The sequence below is a fragment of the Arthrobacter sp. UYNi723 genome (assembly GCF_054057635.1).
The window spans coordinates 47,084-64,343 of the sequence record NZ_JBSRZM010000024.1; the positions used below are offsets into that span (position 1 = coordinate 47,084).

At 67.6% G+C, this 17,260-nt stretch carries 12 protein-coding genes; 8 read left to right on the forward strand and 4 right to left on the reverse strand.

Features of this window, described 5'->3' with window-relative positions; translation table 11 throughout:
* Window position 1: 1 nt before the first annotated feature.
* Both pheT and ACVWY0_RS17130 read left to right on the forward strand, forming a co-directional pair.
* The gene (gene pheT, locus ACVWY0_RS17125) at window positions 2-2,545 is read left to right on the forward strand and encodes a phenylalanine--tRNA ligase subunit beta (protein WP_485837735.1); all 2,544 of its coding nucleotides are present in this window, start codon (window positions 2-4) and stop codon (window positions 2,543-2,545) included.
* Between the two features lie 12 nt (window positions 2,546-2,557).
* On the forward strand, window positions 2,558-3,259 hold the full coding sequence (locus tag ACVWY0_RS17130; protein ID WP_485837736.1) for a 4'-phosphopantetheinyl transferase family protein: 702 nt from the start codon (window positions 2,558-2,560) through the stop codon (window positions 3,257-3,259).
* Window positions 3,260-3,286: 27 nt separating this feature from the next.
* On the opposite strand, the gene ACVWY0_RS17135 is transcribed toward ACVWY0_RS17130, so the two are convergent.
* The 4 genes from ACVWY0_RS17135 to ACVWY0_RS17150 all read right to left on the reverse strand — a co-directional run bounded on the left by ACVWY0_RS17135 (window position 3,287) and on the right by ACVWY0_RS17150 (window position 10,981).
* Window positions 3,287-4,666, reverse strand: a complete 1,380-nt coding sequence (locus ACVWY0_RS17135) for a M1 family metallopeptidase (protein WP_485837737.1) — start codon at window positions 4,664-4,666, stop codon at window positions 3,287-3,289.
* 52 nt (window positions 4,667-4,718) lie between these two features.
* Entirely contained in the window at window positions 4,719-8,579 is a 3,861-nt protein-coding gene (locus ACVWY0_RS17140) for a Pls/PosA family non-ribosomal peptide synthetase (protein WP_485837751.1), read from the reverse strand.
* A gap of 186 nt (window positions 8,580-8,765) precedes the next feature.
* Entirely contained in the window at window positions 8,766-9,728 is a 963-nt protein-coding gene (locus tag ACVWY0_RS17145; RefSeq protein ID WP_485837738.1) for a quinone oxidoreductase family protein, read from the reverse strand.
* 161 nt (window positions 9,729-9,889) lie between these two features.
* Window positions 9,890-10,981: a fatty acid desaturase family protein gene (locus ACVWY0_RS17150; protein WP_104063390.1), complete on the reverse strand. Its 1,092-nt coding sequence runs from the start codon at window positions 10,979-10,981 to the stop codon at window positions 9,890-9,892.
* A 174-nt stretch (window positions 10,982-11,155) separates the two neighbouring features.
* Between ACVWY0_RS17150 and argC the strand changes: the two genes are divergently transcribed.
* The 6 genes from argC (at window position 11,156) to ACVWY0_RS17180 (ending at window position 17,224) form a co-directional block, all read left to right on the forward strand.
* Complete coding sequence (gene argC / locus ACVWY0_RS17155) at window positions 11,156-12,187, forward strand: N-acetyl-gamma-glutamyl-phosphate reductase (RefSeq protein ID WP_485837739.1); 1,032 nt, start codon at window positions 11,156-11,158, stop codon at window positions 12,185-12,187.
* Window positions 12,184-13,350: a bifunctional glutamate N-acetyltransferase/amino-acid acetyltransferase ArgJ gene (argJ, locus tag ACVWY0_RS17160; protein ID WP_485837740.1), complete on the forward strand. Its 1,167-nt coding sequence runs from the start codon at window positions 12,184-12,186 to the stop codon at window positions 13,348-13,350. Before argC ends, argJ begins: the two co-directional genes overlap by 4 nt.
* A gap of 43 nt (window positions 13,351-13,393) precedes the next feature.
* The gene (gene argB / locus ACVWY0_RS17165) at window positions 13,394-14,350 is read left to right on the forward strand and encodes an acetylglutamate kinase (RefSeq protein WP_485837741.1); all 957 of its coding nucleotides are present in this window, start codon (window positions 13,394-13,396) and stop codon (window positions 14,348-14,350) included.
* 92 nt (window positions 14,351-14,442) lie between these two features.
* Window positions 14,443-15,693 carry an acetylornithine transaminase gene (locus ACVWY0_RS17170; RefSeq protein ID WP_485837752.1) on the forward strand — a complete coding sequence of 417 codons (1,251 nt, stop codon included), beginning with the start codon at window positions 14,443-14,445 and terminating at the stop codon, window positions 15,691-15,693.
* Window positions 15,690-16,688 carry an ornithine carbamoyltransferase gene (gene argF, locus ACVWY0_RS17175; RefSeq protein ID WP_485837742.1) on the forward strand — a complete coding sequence of 333 codons (999 nt, stop codon included), beginning with the start codon at window positions 15,690-15,692 and terminating at the stop codon, window positions 16,686-16,688. The genes ACVWY0_RS17170 and argF overlap by 4 nt, the downstream gene beginning before the upstream one ends.
* A complete protein-coding gene (locus ACVWY0_RS17180; protein WP_056343008.1) occupies window positions 16,688-17,224 on the forward strand; it encodes an arginine repressor in 537 nt (178 codons plus the stop codon). Before argF ends, ACVWY0_RS17180 begins: the two co-directional genes overlap by 1 nt.
* Window positions 17,225-17,260 lie beyond the last annotated feature (36 nt).

A 17,260-nucleotide genomic window follows, 5' to 3' on the forward strand; every position in this document is an offset into this window, starting at 1 on the left:
AGTGCGTATCCCACTTTCCTGGCTGCGTGAATTCGCAGCAGTACCGGCCGGGGCAACGGCCGAAGACGTGATGGCCGAACTGGTCAAGGTCGGTTTTGAAGAAGAGGACGTCCACCGTCCCACGGACGCCCTGCAGGGTCCGGTTGTGGTGGGCCAGGTCCTGAGCATCGTCAAGGAACCCCAGACCAACGGCAAAACCATCAACTGGTGCCAGGTCCGGGTTGTCCCCGAAGGCCAGGAACAGACCCTCACCGGCGACGGCATCGACCCGTCCGGGGTGCAGGGGATCATCTGCGGCGCCCACAACTTCGTGGAGGGCGACAAGGTAGTAGTCACGCTGCCCGGCGCGGTCCTGCCCGGCGACTTCCACATCTCCGCGCGGAAGACCTACGGCCACCTGTCCGCCGGCATGATCGCCTCCGTGCGTGAGCTTGGCATCGGCGAGGACCACGACGGCATCCTGGTCCTGTCCCGCATCGGGCTTGATCCGGAAATCGGCACGGACGCCATGGAACTGCTCGGCCTTTATGACCAGGCAGCCGAGATCAACGTGACCCCGGACCGCGGCTACGCGTTCTCCATCCGTGGTGTGGCCCGTGAATACGCCCACGCCACCGGCACGGGATTCACGGACCCCGCTACCAAGGTCCTGGCCCCGGCGGAGCTTTCCGGCGGCTACGGCGTGAAGCTCAACGACGATGCGCCGATCTACGGCAAGCCCGGTTGCGACCGTTTTGTGGCCCGCACCGTCAGCGGCGTCGACGCGACCAAGCCGACGCCCCCGTGGATGACCTCGCGGCTGCGGCTTGCCGGGATCCGCTCCATCTCCCTGCCGGTGGACATCTCCAACTACGTGATGCTCGAGCTTGGCCAGCCCACGCACTGCTATGACCTGGACAAGCTGTCCGGCGACATCGTGGTCCGCCGGGCCGTGGCGGGGGAGAAGATCACCACCCTGGACGACAAGGAGCGCACGCTCGACGTCGAGGACCTCCTCATCACCGACAGTTCCGGCGCGATCGGCATTGCCGGCGTGATGGGCGGCGCAGCCACCGAGGTGAGCGATTCGACGTCGAACGTCCTGGTGGAAGCTGCGCACTTCGACGAGGTGTCCATTGGCCGTTCCCGCCGCCGGCACAAGCTGCCGTCCGAGGCGTCCAAGCGCTTCGAGCGCGGCGTCGACTGGCACGTGGCGGACATCGCTGCCCAGCGTGTTGTTGACCTCCTGGTGGAGCTCGCCGGCGGGGTTGCCGACCAGGCGGGGACCGACGTCGGGACCGCACCGGACGCTGTGACCATCGCGCTGCCGGCAGCCTTCGCCGCCCAGCGGATCGGCATCGATTTCACCGAAGAGCAGATCACCACCTCGCTGGTGGACCTCGGTGCCGTGGTGGAAAAAGTCGACGGCGGCTGGACCGTTACCGCCCCCAGCTGGCGCAACGACCTGGAAACCAAGGAAGACCTCTCGGAGGAAATCGCGCGGCTGGTGGGCTACGACAACATCCCGGCCACCCTTCCGGTGGCCCCTCCGGGACGTGGCCTGACCCGCGTGCAGCAGCAGCGCCGTCGGCTAATCCAGTCACTGGCTGACGCCGGTCTGACCGAAGTCCTGGCCTACCCGTTCGTCTCCAAGGCGGCCAACGACACGTTCGGCGTCGCCGAGCAGGGTGCGGCCCGGAGCGCGGTCAAGCTGGCGAACCCGATCAGCGAGGAACACGGCTTCCTGCGGACGTCCGTCCTCCCCGGGCTGATCGAGGTGGCCAAGCGGAACTATTCCCGCGGGTTCCGCGACCTGGCGCTCTTCGAGTCGGGCCTCGTTTTCCTACCGGGCGAGACCGTGGGTACGCCGTCCATCCCGCCGCTGGGCGTCAAGCCTTCCGACGAGGTACTGGATGCACTGTACGACGGCGTTCCGGACCAGCCGCTGTATGTCGCCGCTGTCCTCACGGGCCACGATTCACCCGCTGCCGCCGGCCACACGCCGCGCTTGTGGGACTGGTCCGACGCGCTTGACATTGCCCGGCTCGCCGGGGATGTCCTGGGTGTGGAGGTTGTGGTCAGCCAGGGTGCGCACCAGGCGTTCCACCCGGGCCGTGCCGCGCAGCTCTCGCTGCGGACCGGCGAAGTAGTGGGTTACGCCGGCGAGCTGCACCCGAAGCTCCTGGCCGCGCACGACATGCCGGCCCGTTCGGTGGCGCTGGAGTTCAACGCGGATGCCCTGTTCGAGGCAGCCGCGGATGTGATTGTGGCCCGCCACATCTCCACGTTCCCGGTGGCCACCCAGGACGTTGCCCTGGTGGTGCCGCAGGAGATTCCCGCGGACCAGGTCCTCGAAGCGCTCCGCGAAGGCGCCGGCGAGCTGCTGGAGGACGTGGCGCTGTTCGACGTCTACGCCGGCAAGGGTATTGAAGAAGGGAAGAAATCGCTCGCCTTCGGCTTGCGATTCCGGGCAAGGGACCGGACGCTGACGGCCGATGAGGCCTCGGCTGCGCGCGAAAGCGCGGTTGCCCTGGCTGCAGAGCGCTTCGGCGCCGTCCAGCGCTAAACGCGGATCCGGATGGCAGGGCTGGTGGGGGCGGGGCCGGTGGCGCCAGTGCCGGTCCTGCGTTCCTGCCCTCCCGGCGTATCCGAAGGGCAGGACCCGACGGCGGGCCACCAGTTAATAGTGCTGGGGCCCGCCGAGCTGGCCCGCGCAGCTGCCCTGGCACCCGGCCCGCGGGCCGTTTTTGTCGCTGGCCGGCGTGCCCTGCGAAGGTTCGCAGCAGAACTGCTGGACGTCCCGGCGTCGGACCTCACCACTCACTTCAGCTGCCCCCGGTGCGGCTCCGGCCCCGAGCTATCGCACGGCAGGCCGGGCTATACGCTCAGGGGAGAGCCGGTGCCGCTCGCGCTGAGCCTGTCCCGGAGTTCCGGGTGGATCCTGTTGGGCGCCGTGGTGGATCCACCGGCCGGAGTCACGATGGGCCTGGACCTGGCGGACCCGTCCGGCATGGCCTTTGAGGGGTTCGACGGCGTGGCCCTCACCACCGCGGAGCGCGCGGCCCTAACCGGGCTGGCCGGGCCTCTGCTGCTGCAGGAGCGGGCAAGGCTCTGGGCACGCAAGGAAGCCTGGCTCAAGATGACGGGCGACGGTCTCGCCACGGCGCCCGACACCCTCGACGTTTTGTCGCGCCCGGAAATCCGGGACCTGGCCGCCGGCGAGGCGGGCCTCCCGCTCAACTTTCGCGCCGCCGTCGCGGTTTCGCACACCGGCAGCTAGCGACGTTGTTGTCAGCGCACTTGCTCGTCAGCGCACGGGCAGCGGCGGAAGGGCGGCCTCAAGCAGCCACGGGTGCAGCAGCGCCTCGGTGTCCAGGCCGGTGGCCCGGTCCGCGGCGAGAATAAAGGCCGCCGTGGACACTGAACCATGACGGTGGGCATCCGTCCAGTCGTGCAGCAACGCAAAGAATGCCAGGTCGCCGCACCGGACCCGCAGGGCATGCAGGGCCAAGGCTCCCCGCTTGTAGACGCGGTCATCAAACATAAGCTCCGGCCCGGGGTCGCCCACGATAATGTCCTGGCTGCCGGCGGCCAGTTTCCGCCAGGCTGCGGCGGCCCGGTTCGCGACAGGCAGGACGCCCGCCTCCTCCGACCAGATCCACTCCGCATAGCAGGCGAAGCCCTCGTGGAGCCAGATGTCCGACCATGATGCGGCAGTGAGGGAGTTCCCGAACCACTGGTGCGCGAGCTCGTGGGCGATGAGCCGCTGGGATTCCCACTCCTGCGTCAGGTGGTTCCGGCCCAGAATGGAGAGCGTCTGCGCTTCAAGCGGTATTTCCAGCTCGTCTTCGGTCACCACCACGGAGTATTCCGGGAAAGGGTAGGGCCCGAAACAGCTGGCAAAGGTGCGCATCATCTCAGGCTGCCTCGCCAGGCCTTCGCGGGCCGTGTCGACCAACAGTGCCGGGACGGCGGCGAACTGCGGAACCTGCCCGTCCACGGGGAAGGGAGTCAGGGCGAGGAACTCATAGCGGCCGATCTGGACCGTGGCCAGGTAGGTGGCCATGGGCTCGGCCTGTTCGTAGACCCAGGTCTCGCGGCTGGCCCTGCTGGTGTGGGAGATCAGGGTGCCGTTACACACGGCCCGGTAATTGGCGTCGGTGGTCACACTGATCTGGTAGCTGGCCTTGTCACCGGGGTGGTCGTTGCACGGGAACCAGGAGGCGGCGCCGTTCGGCTGGCCGGCCACAAGGACGCCGTCGGTGAGTTCCTCCCAGCCCACCTCGCCCCAGAACCCGCGCCGGGGACCAGGGTTGCCATCGTAGCGGATGTCGAGGGTAAATTCCTCGCCCGCCGGCAGCGCGGCCTCGGGCACAATGACCAACTGCCCGGCGCGCTGGCTGAACTTTTTTACCCGACGCCCGCTGAGCTGGATCTTCGTGGCCCGGAGCCCGGTCAGGTCCAGCACAAGGGCCGCCGTCGCGTACTGGGTGACGGCGTTCAGGACCGCGCGCCCGTTCAGGCGGTTACTGCTGAGCTTGTAGTCAAGGTCCAGTTCGTAGCGGCTGACCTTGTACGCGTTCGTGCCATGGCCGGGCATATAGGGGTCGGGCGAAGATGCGCCGTGCTCCGAGGTGCGTGCAGGGCCGTTACTGGCGGCCGTGGGGCTCGGTGCGGGGGAACTCATAAGACGGTCTTTCCGATCAGCGTAGGGCGGCAGGACAGCTGGTACTGCGGGGCTAGCGTGGTTTGGGAGCGGACGCTGCGGGACCGCTCCAGGGGCTCACCGGGTTGCCCATCCAATAGGTCGCGGCGGGAACCGATTCGCCCCGCATCACCAGCGAGGCCGGTCCTACAGTTCCACCGCTGCCAATGCTCGCCTGCGGCAGGATGACGCCGTGGGGGCCCATAGTTGCTCCGTCTTCGAGGGTAACAGTGTCCAGGCTCATGACCCGGTCATGGAACAGGTGGGTCTGGACCACACAGCCACGGTTGACGGTGGAGTTCCGCCCGAGGGTGACCAGGTCCGCTTCGGGAAGCCAGTAGCTTTCGCACCACGTGCCGCGGCCGATCCGGGCGCCGAGCGCCCGGAGCCACCAGACCAGGGCCGGGGTCCCGGTGGCTGCCCGCGCGAACCAGGGGGCGCTGACCATTTCGATAAACGTATCGACCACCTCGTTGCGCCAAATGAAGGAGCTCCAGAGCGGGTGCTCGCCCGCCCGGATCCGGCCCACGAGGACCCATTTGGCGACGACGGCGCTGCCCGCGGCCACCGCGCCCGCCAGCAGCATCACGACGCCGCCCAGGGCTGCGGCAATCCCGTAGTTGTAGGCGGCAGCCAGCCAGTCAAAAGCAAGCATCACGCCGGCGGCGATCGCCACCGTTACCACCACGGGGATGAAGCGGCCCAGTTCCCAGAGGCAGCGGGCAAACTTGAGCCGCAGCGGCGGCTGATAGGTGCGGGTGTCGTCCGAGGCGATGGCGGTGCGCCGGAGCCGCACAGGCGGGCTGCCCAGCCAGGACGTCCCGGACTTGGCCTTGGCCGGTGTGGCCGACAGGACGGCGACGAGTGAGTTCTTGGGGACATTCCGGCCGGCAGCGGTCATGCCCGAGTTGCCCAGGAAGGAGCGCTTGCCGATCTTCGCGGGCGCAATCCGCAGCCACCCGCCGTCGAGCTCGTAGGAGGCCACCATGGTGTCGTCGGCCAGGAAGGCGCCCTCGCCCACGGTGGTCATCTTGGGGATGAGCAGGACCGTGGAGGCTTCGACGTTCTTGCCGATCTTGGCGCCCAGCAGGCGCAGCCAGACCGGCGTGAAGAGACTGGCATAAACGGGGAAGAGCAGGTCGCGGGCCAGGTCCAGCACACGTTCCGTGGCCCAGACCTGCCAGCCGATCCGGCTGCGGACGCGGTAGTAGCCCTCCGCCAGGCCGATGCCGAGCAACCGGGTGGTGACCAAAATCAGCAGGAGGTTGACGACGAACCACACGAGGGCCGCGGGTGCGAGGGCCAGCAGGAGTTGCGGGACGGCTGCGGAGAGCGATTCACTGCCTTGGATGAAGGCAAAGACCACCAGGGCCGCGGCGGCGGCGGAGACGTAAGGGATCAGGGCCAGCACGGCTGAAGCCACGGCGAATCCGGCGAACCAGAGCCGGCCAATCAGCCGATGTTCTGCAGGAGTGTCCGGCAGCGAGTGCTTGGCCTTGCCCCGGCGCTCAGCCGGGGACCCGGCCACGTGGTGGCCGGCCTTCACCTTGCCGAGGACGGCCGAGCCGGGCTCCACCTGGGCTCCGGCGCCGATGGAAGCGCCGGGCATCAGCGTGCTGCGTGCCCCGACGCTGGCTGCTGCCCCGATACGGACGGCCCCGATGTGGACGATGTCCCCGTCGATCCACCAACCGGAAAGATCCACCTCAGGCTCGATGTTGGAGCCACTGCCGAGGGAAAGCATCCCGGTGACAGGCGGCAGCGAGTGCAGTTGGACGTTGTTGCCGATCTTGGCGCCCAACGCACGGGCGTAGTAAGGCACCCATGGTGCGCTGGCGAGGCTGATGGCCCCGGCGAGGTCCTGGATCTGTTCGGCCAGCCAGAGGCGCAGGTGCACCTGTCCGGAGCGCGGGTACGTTCCCGGTCCCACCTTCCGGAGCAGCATCCGGGCCGCGGCCACGGAAATTAGCATCCGGCCGGCTGGGGAGACGAAGACGAGCCATGAGGCGGCCACCCACCACCAGGAAACAGTGGGGGAAGCGCTGAAGCCGGCCAACGCGGCCAGCACGTTGTTAGCCGCCATGAGGTAGGTCAGCCAGCGCATCCCCACCAGGATGTGCAAGGGAATGCCCATCAGCGTCTGGAAGACCTGGGACTTAAACGCGGTGGGGCGTACAGTCCGGGACGGCGCAGGTCCGGTGGCCACTCCGTCGGGAAGGGTCTGGCGGGCCGCATCAATCAGGGCCCCGATCCTGGGCGTGGCATAAATGTCGGCGACCGTGATAGTCGGGTACCGGACCCTGAGGGCGGAGACCAGCTGGGCAGCGGACAGGGAGCCGCCGCCATAGGCGAAGAAGTCGGCGTCGAGACTTGTTACACGGCTGCCAAGGACTGCAGTCCACTGTTCGGCCACCCAGGAGGCATCTTCGGGCAGGTTCAAGGGGGCAGCGTCGGCCTCCGCCGCACCGGCCCCGGTCAGCGGCCAAGGCAGGGCATGGCGGTCCACCTTGCCGCTGGTCTTGGTAGGCAGGGAGTCGACGACGGTCAGCAACGGAATAAGGGGCGCGGGGAGGCTCGCCGCCAGGAGTTCGCGGGCGGCCGCCAGATCCAGGTCAGGGTCGGCGGCGGCCAGGTAGCCCACCAGGATCTGGTTGCCAGCAGCGGTTGTTCGTACTGCCGCAGCAGCTCCGGCAACGTGCGGGAGGGCCTGTAGGGCGGCGTCAATTTCGCCCAGTTCGATCCGGCGTCCACCAAGCTTGACCTGTTCGTCGGCGCGGCCCATAAAGATCAGTCCGGCGGCTTCGTAGCGGACCAGGTCGCCCGAACGGTAGGCGCGATCCCAGCCGAAGGACGGCATGGGCGCGTACTTCTCCCGGTCCTTGTCCGGGTCAAGGTAACGGGCCAGTCCGACGCCGCCGATAATCAGTTCGCCGATCTCCCCTTCGCCGACGGGCAGTCCTTCAGCATTCACCACGGCCAGGTCCCAGCCGTCCAGTGGCAGTCCGATCCGGACCGGACCGGGACCACCCAGGGGAGCCGCGCAGGCCACAACAGTGGCCTCCGTGGGGCCGTAGGTGTTCCAGACTTCACGGCCCGGGACGGCAAGCCGCTCGGCCAACTCAGGCGGGCAGGCCTCGCCGCCGAAAATCAGGAGCCGGACGCTCTCCAGGGACTCGGCCGGCCAGAGGGCAGCCAGCGTAGGAACGGTGGACACTGCGGTGATGCCGTGGCTGATGAGCCACGGGCCGAGGTCCGTTCCGGTCCTGACCAGGGCCCGCGGTGCGGGCACCAGGCAGGCGCCATGACGCCAGGCAAGCCACATTTCCTCACACGAGGCATCAAAGGCGACGGAAAGCCCTGCCAGTACCCTGTCCTGCGGGCCGAGGGGCTCCGCCTGCAGGAAGATCCGGGCTTCGGCGTCAACAAAGGCGGCGGCGGAGCGGTGCTGTACCGCTACGCCCTTGGGCGTGCCGGTGGAACCGGACGTAAAGATCACCCACGCGTCATCGCCGGGCTCGGCAGCACAGCGCTCGGCCTGAGTGCGTTCAGCGGGTTCCGGGGAGTCAGGCACGGAGACCGCGGCCCCGCCGGTGAGCACTGCGGCTACGCCAGCCTCGCCGAAGACGAGCCGAGCACGTTCTTCGGGGTCGTCGGCGTCCACGGGAACGTAGGCGGCACCGATGTGCAGGACAGCGAGAATCGAGATATAGAGCTCGCTGGTCCCGGACGGAATCCGCACACCGATCCTGTCGCCGGCGCCCAGCCCGGTGGCCTGGAGCTCCCGTCCTTTGGCCAAGACAGCGGCCATCAGGTCGGCGTAGCTCAGGGAACGCCGGCCGTCGTCGAGCGCTGAGGCCTCCGGGAAACGTGCGGCCGAGTCCGCCAGGATGGCCATGAGGGTCCGCTCGGGCGGGGCCAGGGGCAAACCGGCCAGCTGGGGGCGGTAGGGATCCTCCGGCAGGGATGCGGCGACCGTTGACTGATGCTCACTCACGGACGGATTCTGCCTGAGTAAAGTGAACGGAAGGTGTCGCTGGTTCGTTGAAGGTTCATGTTCTGTTCACGCAGGCCCCGGATAGCATCAGGGAACCAGCAGGACCTTGCCCGTGGTACGCCGGCCTTCGAGGTCCTCGTGGGCGCGTCGCGCCTCGGCCAGGGGGTAGGTGGCACCGATCCGGACCTTCAGGTGACCGTTGTCTGCGGCGGCGAAGATCTCCGCCGACCGCCAGCGGCGCTCCTGCTCATTGAGAAGGAAGTGGGCCAGGGACGGGCGGGTCAACGTCAGCGACCCGCCCGCATTGAGACGCTGCGGATCCACCGGGGGAACGGCCCCGGAGGCTGCCCCGAACAGGACCAGCATGCCTCGCGTGCGGAGGCAGGAGAGGGACCCGTCAAAGGTGTTCCGGCCGACGCCGTCGTACACCACGTCCACGCCCTTCCCGTTGGTGAGTTCGCGGACATGGTGGGGGAAGCCCTCGTACCGCAGCACATGGTCGGCCCCGGCGTCGCGGGCAAGTTCTCCCTTGGCCTCCGAGGAAACCGTGGTGATGACGCGGGCGCCCCTCTCCTTCAGCAGTTGGATCAGCAGCAGGCCGACGCCGCCGGCACCGGCGTGCGTCAGTACTGTGTGGCCCGGTTCGACCTTGAAGGAGGAATTGATGAGGTAGTGGGCGGTCATGCCTTGGAGCGGCAAGGCAGCCGCCGTCAGGTCGTCGACGCCGTCCGGCACCGGAAGTGCCTTGGCCGCATCGAGCACCGCGTAGCCGGCGTAGCATTTAGTGCCCTCGGCCGTGGCCACCCTGCTGCCGACTGCGAAGTTTTCGACGCCCTCGCCGAGCTCCTCTACAGTCCCAGCGGCTTCCGAGCCAGGCGTAAAGGGGAACGGGACCTGGTACATGCCCCCGCGCTGGTAGGTGTCGATGAAGTTCACCCCGGCTGCCGCCACTTTGATGAGCAACTGGCCGGGACCCGGCGTCGGCCGGTCCACCTCGGCGATCTCAAGGACTTCCGGACCTCCGGACTGGCGGGCAACGATGGCTTGCATAAAAAGGTCTCCTCTCCGGGCGGGGGTTTCCCGCGGCCGGTGTCTCTGACCATCCTAGGGATACCGCTACCGACGACGAAGCGACGGCCGGTAGCCGGCCGTCGCTTCGGGGCATACGGGGCAGAGTCATGCGGGGGAGCCCGCGTGGCTCGGGGTGCGTGCTAGAACCGCCGGGTCACCGTTGCCATGGGGCACTCGAAGTGGCGTCCTGCAGCAAGGCCTACATCGTTCAGGTAGCGGACGATGATGCCGTAGGACTGCAGCAGCGTGGTTTCCGTGTAGGGAACCTGGTGCTTCTTGCAGTACTCGCGGACAATCTTGGCTGCCTTATCCAGCTGGGGGCGTGCCATGTCCGGGAAGAGGTGGTGCTCAGCCTGGCGGTTCAGGCCGCCGAGCAGGATGTCCATAAACCGGCCACCGGAGATGTTCCGTGACGTCAGGACCTGGCGGCTGAAGAAGTCCACGCGGCTGTCCGCGGGCAGGACCGGCATGCCCTTGTGGTTCGGCGCGAAGGAAGCACCCATGTAGAAACCGAAGACGGCGAGCTGCACGCCGATGAACGCGAACGCCATCCCGAGCGGCAGGAACGTAAAAGCCAGCACGGGCAGGAGGCTGAGCCGGACCAGCAAAATGGGAAGCTCTACCCATCGGTGTGTCACCTTGGCCCGGCGGAACACGAACTTCACTGAATCGATCTGCAGCCCCAGGCCAACAAGGAACAGTAGCGGGAAGAAGAACCAGCCCTGCTTGCGGGTCAGGAACGAAAACCTGCCCTGCCGCGTGGCGGCACCTTCGGTGTGGAAGGCGATGGCCCCCGTGGCAATGTCCGGATCCTTCGAAATGACGTTGGGGTGGTTGTGGTGGGCGCCGTGCTTCTGCTCCCACCAGGAATAGCTCATGCCGGCAACCGAGGTGGCCAGGATCCGGGCGGTCCAGTCGTTGGCCCGGCGCGACGCGAAGATCTGGCGGTGCCCGGCCTCGTGGGCCAGGAAACTCAGCTGTGTGCAGAGGACCCCGACGGCCGCGGCGATGAGGAGCTGGAACCAGCTGTCGCCGATCAGGGCAAACCCGAACCAGGTGGCGGCCATGAGCAGTACCAGGCTGGCAAAGAGCGTGATGTAAAAACCGACGCGGCGTTCCAGCAGGCCTTCAGCCTTGACGCTCTTCAGCAGCTCCGAATAGCTCAGGACAACTGCGTTGGGCTGCCGGACACGCGATTTAGGGCGCTCTGACGTGGGAAGGGTGGTGGTCATGGAGCGGGGCCTCGTAACTGTTTCGGGCAACGGTGCAGCCGACATTCGGACTGCACGGTCATGATCACCCTCACTCCATCTTACGCCTGCTTGTCCAGCGGCCGGGAGAATCGATGCCAACATCGATGCATAAATATCGGGCACACTGAATACTTTTGCTGTAAGATTCACGGCATGACTATTTCTGTTGCCGTCTCCGGGGCCAGCGGCTACGCCGGGGGAGAAGTCCTGCGGCTCCTGGCCGGACATCCGGACGTGACCATCGGTGCCATCACCGCGCACAGCAACGCAGGCTCCCGCCTTGGCGAGCTGCAGCCGCACCTGCACGGACTGGCCAGCCGCATCCTGGAAGACACCACCGTGGAGAATCTGTCCGGGCACGATGTCGTGTTCCTGGCACTTCCGCACGGCGCTTCCGCCGAGATCGCGGCACAGCTCCCCGAAGGCACAGTTGTGATCGACGCCGGCGCAGACCACCGCCTCGAAGATCCAACCGCGTGGGAAAAATTCTACGGCTCGGCCCACGCCGGCACCTGGCCCTACGGTCTGCCGGAGCTCCCCGGCCAGCGCGAGGCCCTCAAAGGCGCCACGCGGATCGCCGTCCCGGGCTGCTACCCGACGTCGGCCCTCCTGGCCCTGGCGCCCGGGTTCGCCGCCAAGCTGCTCCAGCCAGACGACGTCGTGATCGTTTCCGCCTCCGGCACCTCGGGTGCGGGCAAGGCCGCGAAGGTCAACCTCATCGGTTCTGAGGTGATGGGCTCCATGAGCCCCTACGGCGTGGGCGGCGGCCACCGCCACACCCCCGAGATTGAACAGGGCCTCTCCAATGCTGCCGGCGAGAGTGTCACGGTGTCCTTCACCCCGACGCTCGCGCCTATGAGCCGCGGCATCCTCACCACCGCCACCGCGAAGGTCAAGCCCGGCACCACGGCGGCGGACCTCCGCCAGGCGTGGGCTGATGCCTACGACGACGAGCCGTTTGTCCACCTGCTGCCGGAAGGGCAGTGGCCCGCCACCAAGTCCGTCCAGGGCTCCAACCACGCGGCCATGCAGTTGGCACTGGATGAACACACCGGCCGCGTGATTGTGACGTGCGTCATTGATAACCTCACCAAGGGGACTGCCGGCGGCGCCGTGCAGTCCATGAATATTGCGCTTGGCCTGCCGGAAACCGCCGGCCTCAATCTGCAGGGAGTTGCACCGTGACCATTACCGCCCCCCTGGGATTCCGCGCCGCAGGCGTTACCGCCGGCCTGAAGACCTCAGGCAAGCCGGACTTCGCCCTGGTGGTCAACGACGGCCCGTCCAAGGCGGCGGCCGCCGTCTTCACCAGCAACCGGGTGGCCGCGGCCCCCGTCCACTGGTCCCGCCAGGTGGTCTCGGACGGCCGCGTGGACGCAGTGGTCCTCAACTCCGGCGGCGCCAACGCCTGTACCGGTCCCCAAGGGTTCCAGAACACCCACAACACGGCCGAAAAAGTGGCCGCGGTCCTCGGCATCTCGGCGACGGACGTGTTTGTCTGTTCCACCGGCCTGATCGGCGAGCAGCTGCCCATGGACAAGATCCTCCCGGGCGTCGAGGCTGCCTCCGCAGCGCTCAGCACGGACGGCGGGCCGGATGCGGCCAACGCCATCATGACCACAGACTCGGTCCCCAAGTCCGCACTGTTCATCGGCACGGACGCCGACGGCCAGGAGTTCACCATCGGCGGCATCGCCAAGGGCGCCGGCATGCTGGCACCCGGCCTGGCCACCATGCTGGTGGTCCTCACCACTGACGCCGACGTCGAAGCGGAAATGCTCGACGTCGTCCTCCGCGACGCCACGCGCGTCACCTTCGACCGGGCTGATTCGGACGGCTGCATGTCCACCAATGACACCGTGGTGCTGCTGGCCTCCGGCGCGTCAGGCGCCGTCCCGTCCGCGGAAGCCTTTGGTGCCGGGCTGACCAAGGTATGCGCCGAACTGGCGCGCAAGCTGATCGGGGACGCCGAAGGCGCCAGCCACGACATCGCCATCCGCACGTTCAACGCGGCCAGCGAGCGGGACGCCGAAACGGTCAGCCGCTGCGTGGCCCGGTCCAACCTGTTCAAGGCAGCCATCTTCGGCAAGGACCCCAACTGGGGCCGCGTGCTGTCCGCCGTGGGCACCACGGACGCCATGTTCGAACCGGACCAGCTCAACGTGGCCATCAACGGCATCCAGATCTGCCGCAACGGCAGCATCGGCGACGACCGAAACCTGGTGGACCTCGAACCCCGCGAAGTCCTGGTGGAAATTGACCTGCAGTCCGGTGACGCCGAAGCCACCATCTGGACCAACGACCTCACCCACGACTACGTCCACGAGAACAGCGCCTACTCAAGCTGATCCTCAAGCTAGATCCACCAGCAACCCTGGAGATACTGCACGCATGAACACCCAGACCCGTGAAACGACGTCCATGAGTGATGCCCAAAGCAAGGCCGGCACGCTGATCGAGGCGCTGCCCTGGATCCAGCGGTTCGCCGGCACCACTATGGTGATCAAATACGGCGGCAACGCCATGGTCAACGAGGAACTGCGCCGCGCCTTCGCCGAAGACGTAGTGTTCCTGCACCATGTGGGCATCCACCCCGTAGTGGTCCACGGCGGCGGTCCGCAGATCAACTCCATGCTGGCGCGGCTGGGTATCGAGTCCGAGTTTAAAGGCGGCCTCCGCGTCACCACCCCCGAAGCGATGGACGTGGTCCGGATGGTCCTCACCGGCCAGGTGGGCCGCGAGCTGGTGGGCCTGATCAACTCCCATGGCCCGTATGCCGTGGGAATGTCCGGTGAAGACGGCGGCCTGCTCCGTGCCGTCCGGACCGGCACCGTCATTGACGGCGAGGAAGTGGACCTTGGCCTGGTGGGCGAAGTTGTCGGCGTGAACCCGGAGGGCATCCTGGACATCCTGGCTGCGGGCCGCATACCCGTCATCTCCACCGTGGCACCGGAAATCGAGTCCGACGGCCTCGAGACGGCAGCCGGAGAGGTCCAGACCACCGGGCAGGTCCTCAATGTCAACGCGGACACCGCCGCGGCCGCCCTCGCCGAAGCCCTGGGGGCCTCCAAGCTGGTGATCCTCACCGACGTCGAAGGACTGTACGCCAACTGGCCGGACCGGTCCTCCCTCATCTCCTCCCTGACGGCCTCGGAACTGCGCCAGCTTTTGCCCTCGTTGGAATCAGGCATGATCCCCAAGATGGAAGCGTGCCTCAAGGCCATTGATGGCGGAGTGGAACGCGCGCACATCGTGGACGGCCGCCTGCCGCACTCGATGCTCCTGGAAACATTCACGACGGCGGGCATCGGCACGCAGGTCGTCCCTGATGAGGAAGTGAACGCATAGTGACCAGCACTGAACTGAACCATTCCGCTGAAGGCCGCAGCAGCGATGGGGGGCCGGGTGTGGTCGGGCACCGCGAAGCGGGCGGGACCCCCATCGCTGTGGAGGCCACGGCGACCACCCTCGTTTCCCACAGCACCGGCGCTGAGTGGCTCGCGCGCTACTCCACGTCCCTGATGGGCGTCTTTGGCACGCCGCAGCGGGTCCTGGTCCGCGGTGCCGGCTGCCTGGTCTGGGACGCCGACGGCAAGGAATATCTGGACCTGCTCGGCGGTATTGCCGTCAACGCCCTGGGCCACGCCCACCCGTTTGTCACCTCCGTGATTTCCAGCCAGCTGGCCACCCTTGGCCATGTCTCCAACTTCTTCACCAGCCCCACCCAGATCGCACTGGCAGAAAAGCTGCTGGCACTGACGCACGCCCCGGCGGGCTCGAAGGTGTTCTTCACCAACTCCGGCACCGAAGCCAACGAAGCCGCCTTTAAGCTGGCACGGCGCAACGGAGCCAGCCCGGACGGCACCACGGGCAAGCGGACCAAGATCATCGCCCTGGAAGGTGCCTTCCACGGTCGCACCATGGGTGCCCTGGCCCTGACCGCCAAGGAAGCCTACCGCGCACCGTTCGAGCCGTTGCCCGGCGGCGTGGTCCACATCCCGTTCGGCGACGTCGCGGCCCTGGAAGAAGCCATCGACGAAACCGTGGCCGCTGTTTTCCTGGAGCCCATCCAGGGCGAAGCCGGAGTGCGGCCACTGCCTCCTGGCTACTTGAAGGCAGCACGCGAAGCGACCACAAAGGCCGGCGCCCTGCTGATCCTGGACGAGGTCCAGACCGGAATCGGCCGGACCGGCAAATGGCTCGCGACGGAGGACGCCGGGATTGTTCCGGACGCCATCACCCTGGCAAAGGGCCTCGGCGGCGGCTTCCCCATCGGAGCGCTCCTGACGTTCGGTGAGCGGACGTCGTCGCTCCTGTCCGCGGGCCAGCACGGCACCACCTTCGGCGGCAACCCGGTGGCGACGGCGGCCGCGTTGGCCACCCTGCACGCGATCGAAAGCCAGCGGGTACTGGAAAATGTTGCTGCCGTGGGGGACTACCTCCGCGCCGGACTGGCCGCCGTCGATGGCGTCACCGAAGTCCGCGGCGAAGGCCTGCTCATCGGCTTCGACCTGGACGCCGACGTGGCCCCCGCAGTGGTGACCGCAGGCCTGGACGCCGGCTTCATCGTCAACAGCCCCGGCCCGCACACTATCCGGCTTGCCCCGCCGCTGGTCCTCACCAAGGACCAGGCCGGCACCTTCCTCGCCGCCCTCCCGGCACTCCTCCAGACAGCTAAGGACGCGCAGTGACCCCTGTAGCCAGCACCACCCGCCACTTCCTGAAGGACACGGACCTCAGCCCCGCTGAGCAGGCCGAGGTCCTGGACCTGGCCGTCCGCATGAAGGCAGCGCCGTACAGCGTGCAGCCCTTTGCCGGGGAGGGCAACGGCCGCAAGACGGTGGCCGTCATCTTCGACAAGACCTCCACCCGTACGCGGGTTTCCTTTGCCACGGGTATCGCGGACATGGGCGGCAACGCGCTGATCATCAACCCGGGCGAGGCGCAGATCGGCCATAAGGAGTCTGTCGAGGACACCGCCAAGGTCCTGGAGCGTATGGTCTCCACCATTGTGTGGCGCACCGGCGCGCACTCGGGCCTGGTGGCCATGGCGGCGAACTCCAGGGTGCCGGTTATCAATGCCTTGTGCGACGACTACCACCCGTGCCAGCTCTTGGCGGACCTGCTCGCGGTGAAGGAACACAAGGGCGAGCTCAAGGGCCTCACCATGAGCTACCTGGGCGACGCCGCCAACAACATGGCCAACTCCTACCTGCTGGCCGGCGTCACTGCCGGGATGCACGTCCGCATCGCCGGCCCGGAAGGCTACCTCCCGGCAGCGGAGATCGTTGCCGCGGCGGAGGAGCGCGCCGCCCAGACCGGCGGTTCCGTGCTGGTCACCACCGACGCCGCCGTTGCCCTCAAGGGCGCCGACGTTGTGGCCACGGACACCTGGGTCTCCATGGGCCAGGAAGCCGAAAAGGAGGCCCGGCTGCAGCTGTTCCGGGAGTACTCCGTGGATGAGGCGGCCATGGCACATGCGGCGGATGACGCCGTCGTGCTTCACTGCCTGCCCGCCTACCGCGGTTACGAGATTTCGGCGGGCGTCATCGACGGCCCGCAGTCGATCGTCTGGGACGAAGCGGAGAACCGGCTGCATGCGCAGAAGGCACTGATGGCCTGGCTGATGCACCGGTCCGGGCTCGCCGTCGTCGAAGGCCTACAGCCCGTGGAGGTTGGCAACTAGTGTCCGTCCCGCCGGCATCGCCGGGCTCCAGCCCGGCCACCAAAACGGCCCGCCAGGCGCGCATCACCGCGATCCTGACGGGTGAATCGGTGCGCTCCCAGGCGGAGCTGGCCGCTTTGCTGGCGGACGACGGCGTCCAGGTCACCCAGGCCACGCTGTCCCGGGACCTTGTGGAACTCGGCGCCGTCCGGGTCCGCGGCAAGGAAGGCGTGCTGGTTTACGCCGTCCCCGGCGAGGGCGGCGAACGTGCGGCCAAGAGCGGGGTCAGCCAGGAGATCCTGGATGCCCGGCTTGCCCGGCTGTGCAGTGAACTTCTGGTCACGGCGGAAGCCTCGGCCAACATCGCGGTGCTCCGGACCCCGCCCGGTGCGGCCAACTTCCTGGCCCTGGCCATTGACCACTCGGTGATGCCCTCCATCCTGGGGACCATTGCCGGTGACGACACCGTGCTGCTGGTTTCCCGGGATCCGCAGGGCGGGCAGGACCTCGCGGTCCGGTTCCTGCAGCTCGCCGAGGAAGCCGGCGGCGGCCAGTAGGCCCACACCGCCCGAACACCCTCCCGGTGTGACAGG

Excerpts from the sequence above, each read along its gene's own strand:
- argC (WP_485837739.1), top strand. The coding sequence starts at position 11,156 with ATGACTATTTCTGTTGCCGTCTCCGGGGCCAGCGGCTACGCCGGGGGA.
- argB (WP_485837741.1), top strand. The coding sequence starts at position 13,394 with ATGAACACCCAGACCCGTGAAACGACGTCCATGAGTGATGCCCAAAGC.
- ACVWY0_RS17150 (WP_104063390.1), bottom strand. The coding sequence starts at position 10,981 with ATGACCACCACCCTTCCCACGTCAGAGCGCCCTAAATCGCGTGTCCGG.
- ACVWY0_RS17145 (WP_485837738.1), bottom strand. The coding sequence starts at position 9,728 with ATGCAAGCCATCGTTGCCCGCCAGTCCGGAGGTCCGGAAGTCCTTGAG.
- ACVWY0_RS17135 (WP_485837737.1), bottom strand. The coding sequence starts at position 4,666 with ATGAGTTCCCCCGCACCGAGCCCCACGGCCGCCAGTAACGGCCCTGCA.
- ACVWY0_RS17130 (WP_485837736.1), top strand. The coding sequence starts at position 2,558 with ATGGCAGGGCTGGTGGGGGCGGGGCCGGTGGCGCCAGTGCCGGTCCTG.
- ACVWY0_RS17140 (WP_485837751.1), bottom strand. The coding sequence starts at position 8,579 with ATGGCCATCCTGGCGGACTCGGCCGCACGTTTCCCGGAGGCCTCAGCG.